Annotated in this window: 14 protein-coding genes and 1 pseudogene; 3 read left to right on the forward strand and 12 right to left on the reverse strand. The window is 44.5% G+C overall.

Going from position 1 to position 15467, the window contains the following annotated elements:
* Window positions 1–23: 23 nt before the first annotated feature.
* The 7 genes and pseudogenes from ACFVQB_RS07170 to ACFVQB_RS07200 form a co-directional block, all read right to left on the reverse strand.
* On the reverse strand, window positions 24–2288 hold the full coding sequence (locus tag ACFVQB_RS07170; RefSeq protein ID WP_379436121.1) for an ATP-binding cassette domain-containing protein: 2265 nt from the start codon (window positions 2286–2288) through the stop codon (window positions 24–26).
* On the reverse strand, window positions 2275–2844 hold the full coding sequence (locus tag ACFVQB_RS07175) for a dihydrofolate reductase family protein (protein ID WP_379436124.1): 570 nt from the start codon (window positions 2842–2844) through the stop codon (window positions 2275–2277). The genes ACFVQB_RS07170 and ACFVQB_RS07175 overlap by 14 nt, the downstream gene beginning before the upstream one ends.
* A 111-nt stretch (window positions 2845–2955) precedes the next feature.
* Window positions 2956–3096 carry an NADPH-dependent FMN reductase family protein gene (locus tag ACFVQB_RS07180; protein ID WP_379436127.1) on the reverse strand — a complete coding sequence of 47 codons (141 nt, stop codon included), beginning with the start codon at window positions 3094–3096 and terminating at the stop codon, window positions 2956–2958.
* A gap of 334 nt (window positions 3097–3430) precedes the next feature.
* Window positions 3431–4768, reverse strand: a complete 1338-nt coding sequence (locus ACFVQB_RS07185; protein WP_379436130.1) for an MFS transporter — start codon at window positions 4766–4768, stop codon at window positions 3431–3433.
* A 21-nt stretch (window positions 4769–4789) separates the two neighbouring features.
* Window positions 4790–4972, reverse strand: coding sequence for a hypothetical protein (locus tag ACFVQB_RS07190; protein ID WP_379436133.1), 183 nt, complete (start codon window positions 4970–4972; stop codon window positions 4790–4792).
* A gap of 783 nt (window positions 4973–5755) precedes the next feature.
* Window positions 5756–6498, reverse strand: a pseudogene (locus ACFVQB_RS07195) (ATP-binding cassette domain-containing protein); the annotation flags it as partial.
* Window positions 6499–6917: 419 nt separating this feature from the next.
* Window positions 6918–7847, reverse strand: a complete 930-nt coding sequence (locus ACFVQB_RS07200) for a zinc-binding dehydrogenase (RefSeq protein ID WP_379436135.1) — start codon at window positions 7845–7847, stop codon at window positions 6918–6920.
* Between the two features lie 115 nt (window positions 7848–7962).
* On the opposite strand from ACFVQB_RS07200, the gene ACFVQB_RS07205 reads away from it, so the two are divergent.
* Window positions 7963–8880, forward strand: coding sequence for an MmyB family transcriptional regulator (locus ACFVQB_RS07205; RefSeq protein WP_379436138.1), 918 nt, complete (start codon window positions 7963–7965; stop codon window positions 8878–8880).
* A gap of 922 nt (window positions 8881–9802) precedes the next feature.
* Here ACFVQB_RS07205 and ACFVQB_RS07210 read toward each other — a convergent pair.
* The 4 genes from ACFVQB_RS07210 to ACFVQB_RS07225 form a co-directional block, all read right to left on the reverse strand.
* Window positions 9803–10549, reverse strand: a complete 747-nt coding sequence (locus tag ACFVQB_RS07210; RefSeq protein ID WP_379436141.1) for an SDR family NAD(P)-dependent oxidoreductase — start codon at window positions 10547–10549, stop codon at window positions 9803–9805.
* Between the two features lie 67 nt (window positions 10550–10616).
* Window positions 10617–10946: a putative quinol monooxygenase gene (locus ACFVQB_RS07215; protein WP_379436144.1), complete on the reverse strand. Its 330-nt coding sequence runs from the start codon at window positions 10944–10946 to the stop codon at window positions 10617–10619.
* A 139-nt stretch (window positions 10947–11085) separates the two neighbouring features.
* Complete coding sequence (locus ACFVQB_RS07220) at window positions 11086–11793, reverse strand: Crp/Fnr family transcriptional regulator (protein ID WP_379436147.1); 708 nt, start codon at window positions 11791–11793, stop codon at window positions 11086–11088.
* Window positions 11794–12225: 432 nt separating this feature from the next.
* A complete protein-coding gene (locus ACFVQB_RS07225) occupies window positions 12226–12591 on the reverse strand; it encodes a MerR family transcriptional regulator (protein WP_379436150.1) in 366 nt (121 codons plus the stop codon).
* 115 nt (window positions 12592–12706) lie between these two features.
* On the opposite strand from ACFVQB_RS07225, the gene ACFVQB_RS07230 reads away from it, so the two are divergent.
* Complete coding sequence (locus ACFVQB_RS07230) at window positions 12707–13357, forward strand: nitroreductase family protein (RefSeq protein ID WP_379436153.1); 651 nt, start codon at window positions 12707–12709, stop codon at window positions 13355–13357.
* A 427-nt stretch (window positions 13358–13784) separates the two neighbouring features.
* On the opposite strand, the gene ACFVQB_RS07235 is transcribed toward ACFVQB_RS07230, so the two are convergent.
* Window positions 13785–14390, reverse strand: a complete 606-nt coding sequence (locus ACFVQB_RS07235) for a TetR/AcrR family transcriptional regulator (protein WP_379436155.1) — start codon at window positions 14388–14390, stop codon at window positions 13785–13787.
* A 195-nt stretch (window positions 14391–14585) separates the two neighbouring features.
* Between ACFVQB_RS07235 and ACFVQB_RS07240 the strand changes: the two genes are divergently transcribed.
* On the forward strand, window positions 14586–15365 hold the full coding sequence (locus ACFVQB_RS07240; RefSeq protein ID WP_379436158.1) for a nuclear transport factor 2 family protein: 780 nt from the start codon (window positions 14586–14588) through the stop codon (window positions 15363–15365).
* Window positions 15366–15467: the final 102 nt, after the last annotated feature.

Below are 15467 nucleotides of genomic sequence, written 5' to 3' on the forward strand. Positions count from 1 at the left end.
TCGCTGAAACCTCAGGAAAATCCTTAATGTTTGCCTTCTGCCTCTCGCAGAAACATCCCCGTAATCGAATGCTTTGCAGCTGCAAGTTGGGCTGGCGTACCTTCGAATACAATTTGTCCACCACGGTGCCCGCCCTCTGGACCCACGTCAATGATCCAGTCAGCACTCTTGATCACATCCAGATTGTGTTCGATGACCACCACCGTGTTGCCTCCATCGACCAAGCGGTTCATAATGTCCATCAGACGAGAGATATCGGACATATGCAGCCCGGTTGTCGGCTCGTCCATGACATAGAGACTGCCCTCCTTATGTAGTTCTTCAGCCAGTTTGATGCGTTGGCATTCCCCGCCCGATAAGGTGCTTAGAGGCTGGCCCAGTGTTACGTATCCGAGTCCCACATCCTCCAGCGTTCGCAATTGACTAAGCAGCTCCTTCTTGCTGAAGAAATCCGAAGCTTCCCGTACCGTCATAGCGAGGACGTCGCTGATGGATTTTCCGTTCAGCTTGTACGCTAACACTTCATCGCTGAACCGCCTGCCCGCGCATACTTCACAAGTCGTTCTGATCGGTTCGAGGAACGCCAAATCTGTATAGATCATGCCGAGACCCTGACAGTTGGCACAGGCCCCCTTGGAGTTAAAGCTGAACAGAGATGCACTCACCTTGTTGGCGGCTGCGAACAGCCGGCGAATCTCATCCATCATCCCCGTGTAGGTAGCCGGAGTGGAGCGGATGGATGTGCCTACAGCCGATTGATCAATGACAATCGCTTCCGGGTGTGAGGGCAGGAAGGCTCCGTTAATCAAGGTGCTTTTGCCTGAACCGGCAACTCCTGTTACTACAGTCAGTACACCGACGGGGATATCGACGGTTACATTCTTCAGATTGTGCAGACTGGTCCCGGCCACAGTCATCCGACCCTTGGGCACACGCGATGAAGTTTTCAAAGGCAGACTTTGCTTCAAGTAACGCCCTGTTAAGGTATCCGCGCGGAGCAAGCCCGCAAAGTCGCCTTCGTAGACGATTTCACCGCCGCGTGTACCTGCATGAGGTCCTACATCAATGATGTAATCGGCGATCTCCATCACTTCGCGGTCATGTTCGACGACAAGTACGGTATTCCCTTTATCCCGGAGCTGGCGCAGTATGCCGTTCAGACGATGGACATCCCGCGGATGCAGCCCGACGCTCGGCTCGTCGAAAATGTAGATCATATCGGTAAGACTGCTGTTCAGATGACGAACCATCTTGATGCGCTGCGATTCCCCACCCGACAATGTTGATGTCTGTCGATCCAGACTCAGATACTCCAGTCCAATTGAGACCAGATGGCTCAGCCGGATTAGAATCCCGTCAATCATAGGTCCGGCGACGGCATCCTGAATGGCTTCGATCATACGAACAAGCTCGCCAATCTCCATTGCCGCACATTGCGCGATGTTGTATCCGTTAATCCGGCAGCCTAAGGCCTCTTGATTAAGCCGGCTTCCCTTACACAAGCTGCATTCGCTGTAGGACAAGAACCGGTCAATCGATTCGCGTTTAGCTTCGGACATCTCGCTGCTGTCCCGCTTCAGATACAGGCGTGTGAATTTGGGAAGCAGACCTTCGTAATCCGATTCGATGGCGCCGCCTTTGGTATTGTATACGATCTTGCTTTCTTTGCCGTGCAGGAGGGTATCCCACTCTTCCTCTGTGTAGTCAGCGAGCCGCTTGTCGTTGTCGAACAGTCCGGAAAGGGCATATGTATTCCATAACCACCCTCCCACTTTAAAGGAAGGGAACAGAATCGCTCCTTCATTTAGTGACTTGGACCTGTCAAGCAGCTTCTCCACATCGAACTGCACCACCTGTCCGACTCCGGAGCAATTCGGGCACATACCTGCCGGGTCGTTAAAGGAGAAGACATTCGAATTACCGGCGAACGGTTTGCCGATTCGGGAGAAAAGCAGCCGGAGCATTGCATAGATATCCGTGATCGTGCCCACCGTCGAACGGGAATTGCCGCCGAGCCTTTTCTGATCGATGACAACTGCCGTAGACAAGTTCTCAATGAGATCGGCGTCTGGCTGACTAAACCGGGGCAGCCGATTGCGGATGAATGCGGAGAACGTCTCGTTCAGCTGCCGCTGAGCTTCGACACTGATGGTGTCGAAGACCAGGGAAGATTTGCCCGAACCCGAGACGCCAGTGAAGATCGTGATCTTTCGCTTCGGGATGCGGACATTTACATTTTTCAGATTATTCTCGCGTGCACCTTTAATGATGATATTATTGGCGTCCATTGACCCCACCGTCCCAACGATAAGTGAGCTGTACAAGGCCAGAGGAGAACGCTCTTGTATGAGCCAACTGTAAGTTCAACCGTTGTTTGATATCTGTAAACAGTGGTTTTCCTTCTCCGAGAACTATAGGGTGAACGGATAATCTAAATTCATCCACAAGTCCTAATTGAATAAACGTTGTAATCAGGCTTGCTCCACCATATAGCCAGATGTCTTTGCCAGGTCTCTGCTTTATTTTGTTTACTTCTTCAAGGATATGATTGTTTATAAATACTGCTTTATGATCCGTTCCCTGCTGCGACCTGGAAAACACATATTTCTCTTTACTATGAATCAATGCCCAAAATTCTTTGTCAGCATCCGAATCTTCATCATTCGGAGTGTATAGCCCCCATTGATCATAGCTTTTTCTTCCATACAATATGGTATCCACTTGATTTAAAAATTGATTAAACTCCAGTTCAGCATCCATAATGCACCAATCGACTTCACCATTTTTTCCTTCAATGAAACCATCCAAAGTAACTGCCAAATCTAAAATGATTTTTCGGCTCATGATTTATTGCTCCTCTCGTTGATCTAATATCATTATAGAACTTCATCATGTCATCTTATGTCATATTTAAAACATACCTGTTTAACATAATAGTTTAACTCTTTAGTCCATCTAGAATAATGCTGCAGTCTTGACTGTTTTCTTCAAACCGTTATCAATAATCTCTTCTGCACGGTCAAAATATTGCGCGTGACCTTTGATGACGACAACCTGAGGATCATGGATTCCCCAAAGTTGAAAGTTCGCTTTCATATATTTCAGGGCCATCTCGCTCGATTGCATCTCTTCAGATGAATAATCGCCACCGCGAGCGGTTAACCATTCATATACTAATTGGTTGTATCCTCGCCTGCTTTCTCCTTGTCTGTTACATCTATACCGTTAGCTTCTTTGTAAATACCTGTAATTACATCATGTCCATAGTAAGGTATATTTCCTTAAATAGGTATAACTCCGTGATGGTATCGTTAGGGTCCGCCGCTTGATAGCTGATAAGAAACTGATTATACATTTGTTGCTGATTTCTACATCAGACAGGCGATCATTAGATTTAACGAATAGTACCTTTGTCATGTTGTTACCTCCTTTATTGTGTATCATTTACTGATTTAATTTTGGTAAGTGTAAGAACGGAAAGCAGAAGAAATGAACTTGCAGTGATGATAGCAACGATATTTAAAGCAGACGTAAAGGCTTCTCCTGCGGATATTTGAAGTACGCCTGCAAGTTCGTTTGGCAGTTGTTTCGCTATTGTCGTTACCCCGGTTATAGAGTCAAGAATAGCATCAGTTACCTCGACCGGCAGACCCGCAGGCGCGGAATCTCTCATCATCTCTTGGTAAACGGCGGTTCCGATGCTGCCGAGTATCGCAACTCCGAGTGCTACACCGAGTTCTCCGCTCATCTCCGAGAGAGCTGACGCCGACCCTGCTCTTTCCCTAGAGGCTGAACCGACAACCAGTTCGGTTACAAGCACGCCGATCGGTCCTATCCCAAACACCATGAGAATATGACCGGATATCAATAGAGAGAAATCAGCTGTATCAGCAACCCTAGCCAGCAGTAAGCAGCCAAGGGCAGCGCATGCTAATCCTGCACTCATGAGATAGCTTGGACTGATACGCCTGCTAAGAATTGGCGCTGCTATCGAACTGATTGTTACCGCCACCATTGCAGGCACTGACCATAGTCCTGCTTGAAGTGGGGACAGCCCAGCCACAAGTTGAAGATACTGACTCACAATTAAGCCGATTCCGCTCATGGCGGCTGTACTTAGCAGCATGATTCCTAACGACACACTGAGATTACGATTTGTGAAAAGCTGAAAATCGATAAGCGGTGTCACTAACTGTCGTTGGCGTTTTACAAACACGATCCCGAAAACGATCCCTCCAACCAGAGCAGCTGTGGATGTAATTGTCAGTCCGTCTTTTGCTGCCTCCTTGAGAGCATACACGACCGGAAGAATAGTAATCAGGGATAGGCTCACGCTCCATAGATCTATTCGTCCGGCTCCAGGGGCTTTGTATTCAGGAAGCAGCCTTGGCGCAGTTAATAGAAGCAGGACCATGATCGGCACACCAATCAGGAAGACAGTACCCCAGTGAAAAAACTCAAGGAGAACACCACCAATGAGCGGGCCTATCGCCGCTCCCCCAGAGAAGCAACTCATCCAAACACCCAGTGCTACCCCTTTCTGCTTGGGGTCTTTAAACATATTACTGATCAAAGCCAAGGTAGAGGGCATGAGAGTAGCGCCAGAAATACCAAGAAGAGCCCTTGCTGCGATCAGCATCTCGGCACTGGTTGATACGGCAGCCATTACAGAAGTGATCCCGAACGCCGCTCCGCCGATCATGAGAAGTTTGCGTCTCCCGATTTGATCTCCCAGTGTGCCCATAGTGACGAGAAACCCGGCAATCATGAAGCTGTAAATATCCATAATCTATAAAAGCTGGACACTGCTTGGCGCCAAATCTTTGCTTAAATGCGGAGTCGCCAAGTAAAGCACACTCATGTCCAGGGACAGCAGTAATGTAGGCAATGCTAATACTGCCAGTCCAACCCACTCCCTTATACCTGCTTTCTGTACAGATTCTGTAGAGGGACTTGCAATGTTTGTATCCATAGGTTGGAATGTCTCCTTTTCAAATTGTGAGTCTAATCTAATTCGACTTCTTTTCCTTTGCCTGTTCCACGTGTACCGCTTGTTATCTAGCCCGCTTTTTTATTAAAAGGCTACATGAATGGATTCTCCTTTCGTTGATTGATAATCTAAGTATAGACGTAATTTATGACAAGATATGTCGTAAATGGCGATAATTTTATTGCATACTTATAATCATTGGCTGGATAGTACGGAAAAGACCATGCAAAGACCAAAACTTTCTCACAAGTTCTCCCTTTTTCAGTCTAAAACTTATCGATTGATAGTAAATAATGAAAGAAAAAGATCGTCTGAAGAGTAATCCTCTTGGACGATCTTTTTCTGCGACTAACCATTACTTCGATATTTCTCATCATTTTCTGAGCTATATTGACTTATGCGCTCCAAGTGGTCGGCAAACCATTTGTGAAGTCTAAAGAGTTCAGGTTTTAAGGATTGCCCGTATTCGATTATTGAATAACTATTAGACGTCATTCAGAGTAATCTCAAGATCAAAATTATATTTTTTTACTTACTATGTCAGAAATAATTCTAGTGTTAGTCGATGATTGTGGTGAAAGCAAAAAATATGTTAATGCTCCACTACATCCCGCAAGAATGAGATGGTAACGCATACCGCCAACCAAGTTGGTACCTAGCGGGTTTGACTACACTAGGTGTTGGACCGTGCATAAAAAGGAATTCATTTGTGAGCAGCCGCCAACGATGACGAGACAGCCTGAAGTGTTTGGGAGCTCATTTTACCTATGAATAATTCAAGGATTCCTTCAAATAATTACCTGTGATTGATTGCCCCATACGGATGATTTGCGAAGGTGTACCTTCGAATACGATCTGACCTCCTTTGCTGCCCTCTTCCGTTCCCATATCGATAAGCCAATCTGCCTGACTTATCACTTCAATATTATCTTCGATAACTATCACCGTATTGCCAGCATCCACTAGGCGATTCATAATCCCCAGAAGTTGACCGATATCAGACATATGCAAACCAGTCGTCGGCTCATCCATCACATAGACGCTTCCCTTCTTGTGCAGTTCACTCGCCAGCTTGATACGCTGACATTCTCCGCCCGAAAGCGTGCTAAGCGGTTGACCGAGCTTAATATAATTCAGCCCACATCATTAATTGCCTGGAGCTTGCGTACAACCTCATTCAGTTAAAAAAAATGAAGAGCCTTCTCTACTGTCATATCCAATACTTCCAACTTGGATTTTTCGTTCAACTTGTATGCTCACACTTTTTCCTTAAAGCGTCTGCCTTCGCAAACATCGCAGGGGAGCTTCACACTATCGAAGTAGGATAGGTCCACATAAACAACACCCAATCCTTGACAGTTTTCGCAAGCTCCTTTGGAATTGAAGCTAAACAAGCTTTGATTCACCTTATTCGCAGTCGCGAAGGCTTTGCGAAAATCATCCATTATTCCTGTGTAGGTCGCAGGGTTCGAACGTATTGACGCTCCTATAGCCGATTGGTCGATGAGCCCGTTTCATTCGGACTATGTTCTTGTCCATTCCGGCAATCGGGACAAGAACTTGTACCGATAAAAAATAAAAAGCCGCTAAAATAGCGATTTCAATGGGAACATGTTCTTGTCCCTCGACAGCGAATAAGCTTCATTGCCGAAGAATGAAAATGTACAATATGTTTGCGGTTACTTAAGAAAGGTTCAGCACAAAAAAAGGCCGTGGTCGAATGACTTCGATCCCGGCCATCTTGCAAAACCACTTTATAAATCCACAAGTTCATGGAAGGCCTTTCTTCAGTATCCGAAATTCTGCCGCTTAAATAATGCCGTATGTTTTAAAATCAACTTGCTGTATTTGCACTACTTTCTTAATGAACTATTCAAAGATACGTACCAGTTCTTCTTGGAGTAGAGGTTTACCACAAGGTTCATATTTAGATCGTAAGCACAGCTTTGCCTGTAAAACCGCGATTGATTAATTGACGTGCCACGGAATCAATCTGCTCCCAGGATTCTTGCACCGCGATACCCGTCTGCAATTTCCCTGCTCCAACCAACCGAGTGAGCATGGCAAGATCTTGCGAAGGCGCATGGCGGTTTATTTCTTCACCGAGAAAAAAGCTATACAACGTCCTTCCGCCTAAACCGAGCATGTGCAAAGAAGAGGTATCTGAAGAAGAATGACCCAGGGATACGCAGACGCCTTGTGGGATCAACTGTGGGAAAAGAGCCGCAAGTGTACCTCCACCAACGGAATCGATGATAAAATCATACGGGCCATTCGTGGCGATGGCTTTCGTCACGTCTTCCCCAACAAGGACTTCATCTGCGCCAAAAGCCATAGCTTGCTCGGCCTTGGACTCGGAACGTGCAACGCCGATTGTATAAGCTCCAGATAAGGCACCCAATTGATGAGCGAATGCACCGACCCCTCCGGTTGAACCTGTAATTAACACTCGCTTGCCTAGCAAGAGTCCTCCTTTACGCAAGGCGTATAGAGCCGAGAGGCCAGCAACTGGTAAGACAGCAGCTTGTTCGAAGGTGATCTCGTCTGGAATTTCAGCGAGAGTCAGGGCAGGTACCGCGATTTGCTCCGCCCAGGCTCCCGTTAGCAATAAACCGACTACACGGCTTCCTTTCTTCGGTCCGACCCCGTTTAAGGCCTCCTGGCGTACAACACCTGAGAAATCCCAGCCGGGCCTGCTCGTTTCCTGGCGCTGGATTGCATCGACGACTTCGCCGCGATTAAGCGAGAAAGCTTTAACTTCCACGATGGTCTCCCAAGGTTGAGCTTGCGGTGTTTCGACTTCCTGAATAGTGAATGGATTTTTGTTGCGCGGGTTGACAAAAATCGCACGTATCATGATAATTCCCCCTTTTTTCAACGCATGGTGAGTTGGTATACTTTGTAGTATATCCGCAGCAATTTCATTTCCCAAGTGCAGAACTACACCTGTTTTTTTGAAAGGGGAGAACACCGTGACGACATCGAATCAAGATAGTAGTGCTGCTGAATTAAAACGTGTACTAGACATGATTGAAAGGCTTCGGATACAGCGGCAACAGAACCCGGGTAAGATTGCCTCCCGGATCCAGAACATGAAGCGATTTACCCAACAGGAATTGAATGATGAGGCTTGCGGTACATACAAAAACTTGCTGACAGGACGTTCACGGCGCTTGCCTGATCGTCAAACCCTTATGGACATCGCGAATTATTTGGATTGCACAGGCGAAGAACGGAATGATCTGCTTCTATCCGCAGGTTATGTGCCAATTCCCCTTCCCTTATCTGGCCGACAATTGGACCGGGTTCTGGACCAAGCCAGATCCATGCTGCATCAGTTGCCTTATCCGGGGATGATCGTGACTGATGTGCTGGATATCGTCGGATTTAATGAGGCTTTCTGTAACTTGTTTGGTCTGTCCGATTTCAATTTTGCCTCCAATCCGCCTAATATGATTGATCTTCACTTCAATGAGGATATGCCTATCCGAACGGCTTCTTCCTTTGACAAGAAGTCGCAGGCCCGCTGGGAATCCCATGGAATTGTTGGCATTCAAGCCTTTAAGAGCAACCATCCAGCACTATTTGTTGACCCTGAATATGCGCGTTTTCATAGGATGATGGAGAAATACGCAGAGCTGCGCGAGTTTTGGAATAGAGAGGCATGGACAGTTGAGCAGGATTTAAATACGGCGAAACACTTCCTCGCAAGGCAGCCATGCTCAGCAGAACGTAAACCTATACGGTATAACCAACTACACCTTGCTGTGACCTATCAAGCTTACCCGCGAATCGAATTCTTTGTACCGGAGGATGAATCCGCACGGCAAGTGTTTGCTGCTTGGGGTTGTGCTACTGATTGCTCATTTAAAAGTTGGCGCTACGTATGATATAAATGGCGATTTGAACATGTGAAACAGTTTGTAGCTTGGGAAGGCCAAGTATGAAAGAGGGATAGGGAACGTAAGCATTAGCTCAAGACAAGAATAGATGCAATTCCTAATATATTGAAGGACACAAATAGCAAGAAGTGCAAGAAATGCCGCCAGCTTGCTTTCTTTTTTCTACCCACACAATCAACTAACTTGGCAAACTTGAGAAGTAGCTTGTTGAGAAATTTCGTACAAAATTCGAGTCGTTTGATCCATAAGAAATGTGAAAACTGTCCCGCAATAGGCTGCTTATTGAGGTTTTAAATACATTGCTCAGTATTTAGATAACCATCTAATCAGTAATCGGACTATGTTCTTGTCCATTCCGGCAATCGGTACAAGTTCTTGTTCCATGGGAATATTATTAGCTTAATAACTAACCTCCTAGGGAACTACAAAGATGCTTTAATTATCTCTTCAACCTTGATCTATTTGTAGTCATTATCCTGAAGCAGCTTCACTTCTCGGGTATAAGGGCTAAGCACATTTACAATTCCACTAATATCTTCATCGTCAAATGGGCTGAAGACTACCTAATCACTTTGCAGCGCTGATTGGAAAGTCGATCAAGGCCATCTCATTCTCCTGCAGTTGCTGTTCCTCTATAACCTGCCGACAACGAGAGTGGGTCATCTTCTAGTATTCCTTTTCTAAACCAGCGAATAGCTCAATATAAACGCTCTTGTTCTTTGCTCAGGACAAGAACTTGTGCAAATAAAAATAAAAAGCCGCTAAAAAAGCGACTTTCATTGGGCCATATTCTTATCCCTAGACATGATTCGAGGCCTTTCAGGCAGAGAGATTAATAGCACCTCTGCCTGAGTTAATACATGGGCTTATCAATTGCTCAGATGACAACTCATCCCCTTCTAATGTACAGTCAGACTTGAGCAATACCGCCATCTACGAACAATTCAATGCCGTTCACATAGCTGCTTTCCTCCGAGGCCAGAAACATCACCGCGTCGGCAATCTCCTCCGTCTTGCCCAAGCGGCTTAGCGGAACGACATTCTTCGCCGATTCAAGGACTTGATTTAGCGACTCGCCAAACAGATCATCATAAGCTGGCGTGTGGACCCCGCCAGGGCTCAGTACATTAAGTCGTATCCCAGTGCCTTTCAAATCCATTATCCAGCTCCTCGCCATCTGACGGAGAGCCGCCTTGCTACCTCCGTAGACACTAAACCCTGGGTCGCCAATCGTACCCGCCGTCGAACCGGTTATGATGATGGTTCCCGTCATATTTGGAAACAGCGGCAAAGCCTTTTGGATGGTGAACAAAGTACCCTTGACGTTCACGTTGAAGGTCTTGTCGTACTGCTCTTCCGTAATTTGACCCAAGGGCAGGATGCTGCCAAGTCCAGCGTTTGCGAATAGAATATCCAGATGTCCTTTCTCCTGTTTTACCGTATCAAACAGTCTGTCCAAGTCCTTCAAATTAGAAATGTCACCTTGAACGCCGGTAACCCGGTCACCGATCAATTTTACTGCCGCGTCCAGCTCGCTTTGTCTGCGGCCGGCAATGAATACGTAGGCCCCTTCCGAAACGAATCGTTGCGCCGTGGTAAGCCCGATCCCGCTTGTTCCTCCAGTGACAAGTGCTACTTTTCCTTCAAATTTCCCCATTTCTATATGCCTCCTATTGAAATTAATGTATCCACCTGGACCTTAAAGCGTTAAAGATTTAACGTCATCACGCATTCGTTATATGACTTCCCCATTCGCCCTTCGGTTGCAACCAGCTGACGCTTCTATCCACAATTAAATCGCCCAGTGTTCCTTCGTAATTCTTGCGGTATGGTTTAGTAAATTCTTCCGCAAGCCAGCTATCTCTCGTGCCTTGCCATGTTTCATAAATGATCAAGTCATCCGGCTGATCCAGATCGTCCGAAACAATGGCGCTAATGAATGCCTTCTCGGATGACATCTCCTCAATAAGGGAATATAGATCCTTGCGGAATTCTTCTTTTTTCCCTGGTTTAGCTTTGAATCGTATATTCAGTTGAACTTGTTGATTGGACATGTTGACTCCTCCTGTAAGTTTCATATTTTGCAGCGACTCCGTTACGACATTTATCATAGCGCTAGATGAATAATTCGACAGTAATTTAGATTACGTTGAAAAGCATACAGTCGAAGGAAAATTCATACAGGCCATGAAATCAAGCCAGTTCTTTCATCGCTTTTTCTATATGAATCATGACCGTTCTACGGCTGGTCACGAGAATACCTTCATTGGATAGTTCCTGTAAGGTAAGCGATACTGCTTCTCTTGTGGCACCGATCATATTGGCCAATTCTTGATGGGTCAGGGGAATATCGATTTTTCGGTATCCATTTTCTTCTATGCCGAACTTTTTTGAAAGTCGGTTGAGAAAGTAAAGCACTTTACCGCGTAGATCCCTAAAAACCAATTTTTCCACCAATTCCTCCTGATCTCGCAGGCGTTTGCTTAATTCCGATAAAAATCGTAAAGACAATTCAGAATACTTGCCTAAAAGCGGTTCGAATTGTTCAGTCGGAATCGAAAAAACAATCGAGTCTTCCATCGACTCCACGTAAGTTCCTCTCGTGCCCAATGAAAAAGTGTCAACCTCTCCGAACATGCCACCTTCGGTTAGGATGCAGACCGTATGTTGTTTGCCGGCCAAATTGGTTTTGTATAAGCGAAGCTTTCCGGCGAGTACAAAAAACAAGCCCTTCCTTTCATCTCCGGGCGTCTGAAGAATAGAGTTTTTTGAGAGCTTAAACGTATTTGATCTCGTTACCAATTGCTCGATTTCAGAGATAATTTCTGTCGGAAGCGACTCAAATATCTTTATTTGTGGCAAAAATGATGTTATGTTTTCCATCGTCTCATAAGGTGACATTTTGCCCCTCCTTTCCATGCTGCAAACAATAACCGCTCCACTCTCGGCACATAATCGTTCCTCGTGTAGCAAAACTTTAGCAGTGTCTATTACATCTATCATAAACTACCATAGTTTCCTCTTCTGTAATCCATATTACAAACCCTATTTTCAGACAATCATTTTAGCACTGGGGCCAACTATCAACGTCATTTGCGATCGCATTTCCACCAGGCAGTTCCCTTTCCAAATGTTCACGAGAATGCTTGGAGCGTACAAGGAGGATGAGATCGATTCCTTGCTGCAGGGCAAAATAAGTAATCAACTTCGCCACAGAAAATGATGCCCCGGTCTGAATCTTAAAGAAAGAAAAAAGCAGCCGATCATTTGACCCGCTGTTAGTTGAATTATTTAAATAACATTTCCCATTTAGCAAGACATTGCTAATATTCATTAATATTTTCCAAACCCTTTTTCACAAGAAATGCCTGAGTTAAGGATGTCATGCAGGCTCTGCTTGGATTCATCTAATTTTTGCTGAGCCGCTTCAATTTCCGCAATTTTATTTTGTATCAGGCTCACATGCTCCTCCTTCGACATTCCGTTTCTAGAGATCATGGATTTGATATCCTGAATCGAAAAGCCAACTGCCAAACAATGCTTAACAGTATTCAAATATTGAAGAATGTCGGACGCATATATCCGATAATTATTTTGATCCCTCAATACATATTCATCCGTGATAATGCCTATTTGCTCATAATAACGGATCGTCGAAATCGGAAGGTCACTACTTTTTGCTACTTCGCTTATTTTCATAATCATCCCCCCATTTCTTACGCTTGCTATAAAGCTTACTTTATAGTTTACCATCTGACTAGTAATGTTGAGTATCATCATTACCAAACTCAATCCAAAAAGGAGAGAAACCTGAATGAGCATTCTTACAGGCAACTACCACAAAACAAACGACTTCAATAAAATCACCCTAGAACGTCGTTCCGTTAAAGTCTACGATCCCGAAGTGAAAATCAGTCGGGAGGAAATGATTGAAATTTTAGCTGAAGCTTCCCGTGCCCCATCTGCCATTAACATGCAACCCTGGCGTTTCCTCGTGATCGACAGCGTGGAAGGAAAAGAAAAACTTGCACCACTGGCCTCCTTCAACCAGACACAAGTTTTGACATCTTCAGCTGTCATTGCGATATTTTACGATGCTAACAATATTGAATATATGGACGAAATTTTCAATAAAGCCGTAGAACTTGGCTACATGCCTCAGGACATCAAGGATATGCAGCTGCAGCAGGCAAGTCAGTATTATGCAAGCTTGACTTCGTCCGCTTTGCGAGATATAAACATGCTGGACTCGGGTCTTATTTCGATGCAGCTGATGCTTGTAGCTCGTGCCCACGGCTATGACACCAATCCAATGGCGGGTTATGACAAGGAACGAATCGCGGAGGTCTTTAGCATGGACAAGGAGAGATTTCAGCCGGTCATGCTGCTATCGATAGGTAAAGCAAGCAAAGAAGGCTATCCATCCTATCGTTTACCAGTAGATACCATTACCAGTTGGGCTTGAACGGACTTTTAGGGATTTAATATGTTCAGGAATTGTCTTACAATTCGAAAGATTGGATATTATAACACACCGTTAGATGACAAAGCAGCTGATCACATGGATCAGCTGCTTCTTCGTATTATTGTGCTATCGTTTTCCGTTAGCTTAACGGAGCTGATTTTCAAGACAGATTGAATTTATTAAAATCATCTAAGGGACCGGTCCGCTGTTCTACTGAATCTATATGATAAAACGTACATGTGCTTCCGATTTCATTTAATTCGTTTGTTGAGGAATATAAATAATTTTTTTCCCTGTTCCCAGTGCAATTCCTAACTCAACATGACTCCCTTTCCCGGCTGAAATCATAACAATTACTATATCTGCAGTCAATACCCCTGAAATTTCTTCTTGGCCAATTTGATGGAGTTTGGTGATCTCGCTAATTTTATTCCTCTACGGCGATGCCGGCAGCTCTTAAGTGTCCATAGGCAACAATTTTACTAAACTGAGATGAAACTTCATCTGCAGGAAGGGGTTTATCGTTTTTAATCCACCAAATTACAATCCCCATGAAAGCCGATCCGAGGTATTCGATCAGTAATTCCTTGGATATCGCTAGTGTGGAGTTTTCCTTAGCAGATTTCCACCCCTCAATTAATTTATCATTAATGATATTCTCCATTTTCGCTTGAAACTGATAGATTCGATTCTCTTCAATTAACATGGAACGGTAAAAGGTCATATTTAGAGAAATATGCTCCAGTACAGTTTGCATGACTGTCTCGAGTAGAGAAATGCTGAAAAGATTCATGCTGATCGGACAAAGAACGACTGCATCCTTTAAATCGCTTAACAGTTCATTCATGCATGTATCTAATAAATCAGGCTTGTTTTGGTAGTGGAGATAAAAAGTATTTCGATTGATCATAGCCCGATCGGCAATATCCTGGACCGTTATCGTCTCGTATCCTTTTTCCTGAATAAGCTCATAAAACGCCTTTCGAATCGATTGTTTCGTGCGCAGTATTCTTAAGTCGGTTTTTTTATTCATTATTTTTGTTCCCCCTAAATTTATTTAGGTCGTTAAGCGACAAAGTTTTATGAAGTTGTCTGTTATCGATCATAGCTAAAAATATTGAATATTGAGCGTTATATTAACCACTATTATAATAAGCAGCAGATAAATAAACAACGTATTGTTCATTATTTATCTAATGACCAAAAAAATTTCAAGGAGGATTTACCAATGACATTCAACCATCAAAATGAGCTTGTTCGTAAGGCAGTCGCTGTGCTGGAAAGTTTTGAGAGCGGCAATCCCGAAGCGATTACGGCTTACGTTCATCCAGATCAATATATTCAGCACAACCAGGCCTTACTCGATGGTCGTGAAACCATGCTTGGTGCTCTTGATCATTTAAAGGAAATTGGTACAAAGGTAAGCATTAAGCGGGCTTTAGTTGACGGAAATTATGTGGCTCTTCATTCTGTATATCATTTTCACGGCCCTAAAATCGTATTTGATATCTTCCGTTTTGAGAATGGGCTAATCGTTGAACATTGGGACAATTTGCAAGAGATGGTGGAAAAGACACCAAGCAATCATACAATGATAGACGGACCGGTTACGATTAAGGATATCGACAAGACGGAGGCCAACAAAGCATTTGTCAAAAGCTATGTTGAAAACATCTTGCTCGGGAAGAACCCTGACCTGCTTGCCTCTTACTTTGATGGAGATACCTACATTCAGCATAGTCCTCATATTGCAGACGGCCTTTCTGGTCTTCACGCTGCTTTGCAGGCTCTGAAGGAGAAAAAAGTTGAGTTTCAATATACTCATATCCATCAAGTTATCGGGCAAGGCGATTTTGTTCTTACCGTGAGTGAAGGTCAATTTGATGGTCAACATACTGCTTTCTACGATTTGTTCCGCGTACAGGATGGAAAGATCGCTGAGCATTGGGACGTAATCGAGGCCATTCTGCCGGAAGAAAAACGAAAAAATACGAACAGTAGATTTTGAAGTTTGTGTAGCTGAATCGCAAGAAAGGCATCGCCGAATTTATTTACGGTGATGTCTTTCGCTTCACGAATGTACTTGAATGGAAAATTTTAAAGTCCGATG

Source organism: Paenibacillus sp. NPDC057886, assembly GCF_042796655.1.
GTDB lineage: Bacteria > Bacillota > Bacilli > Paenibacillales > Paenibacillaceae > Paenibacillus.

Bases quoted from the DNA above. Each gene is read 5' to 3' on its own strand.
- ACFVQB_RS07175 (WP_379436124.1), bottom strand. From the start codon at position 2,844: ATGAGCCGAAAAATCATTTTAGATTTGGCAGTTACTTTGGATGGTTTC.
- ACFVQB_RS07170 (WP_379436121.1), bottom strand. From the start codon at position 2,288: ATGGACGCCAATAATATCATCATTAAAGGTGCACGCGAGAATAATCTG.
- ACFVQB_RS07230 (WP_379436153.1), top strand. From the start codon at position 12,707: ATGAGCATTCTTACAGGCAACTACCACAAAACAAACGACTTCAATAAA.
- ACFVQB_RS07215 (WP_379436144.1), bottom strand. From the start codon at position 10,946: ATGTCCAATCAACAAGTTCAACTGAATATACGATTCAAAGCTAAACCA.
- ACFVQB_RS07235 (WP_379436155.1), bottom strand. From the start codon at position 14,390: ATGAATAAAAAAACCGACTTAAGAATACTGCGCACGAAACAATCGATT.
- ACFVQB_RS07240 (WP_379436158.1), top strand. From the start codon at position 14,586: ATGACATTCAACCATCAAAATGAGCTTGTTCGTAAGGCAGTCGCTGTG.
- ACFVQB_RS07200 (WP_379436135.1), bottom strand. From the start codon at position 7,847: ATGATACGTGCGATTTTTGTCAACCCGCGCAACAAAAATCCATTCACT.
- ACFVQB_RS07180 (WP_379436127.1), bottom strand. From the start codon at position 3,096: ATGAAAGCGAACTTTCAACTTTGGGGAATCCATGATCCTCAGGTTGTC.
- ACFVQB_RS07225 (WP_379436150.1), bottom strand. From the start codon at position 12,591: ATGAAAATAAGCGAAGTAGCAAAAAGTAGTGACCTTCCGATTTCGACG.
- ACFVQB_RS07190 (WP_379436133.1), bottom strand. From the start codon at position 4,972: ATGGATACAAACATTGCAAGTCCCTCTACAGAATCTGTACAGAAAGCA.
- ACFVQB_RS07210 (WP_379436141.1), bottom strand. From the start codon at position 10,549: ATGGGGAAATTTGAAGGAAAAGTAGCACTTGTCACTGGAGGAACAAGC.
- ACFVQB_RS07185 (WP_379436130.1), bottom strand. From the start codon at position 4,768: ATGATTGCCGGGTTTCTCGTCACTATGGGCACACTGGGAGATCAAATC.
- ACFVQB_RS07220 (WP_379436147.1), bottom strand. From the start codon at position 11,793: ATGTCACCTTATGAGACGATGGAAAACATAACATCATTTTTGCCACAA.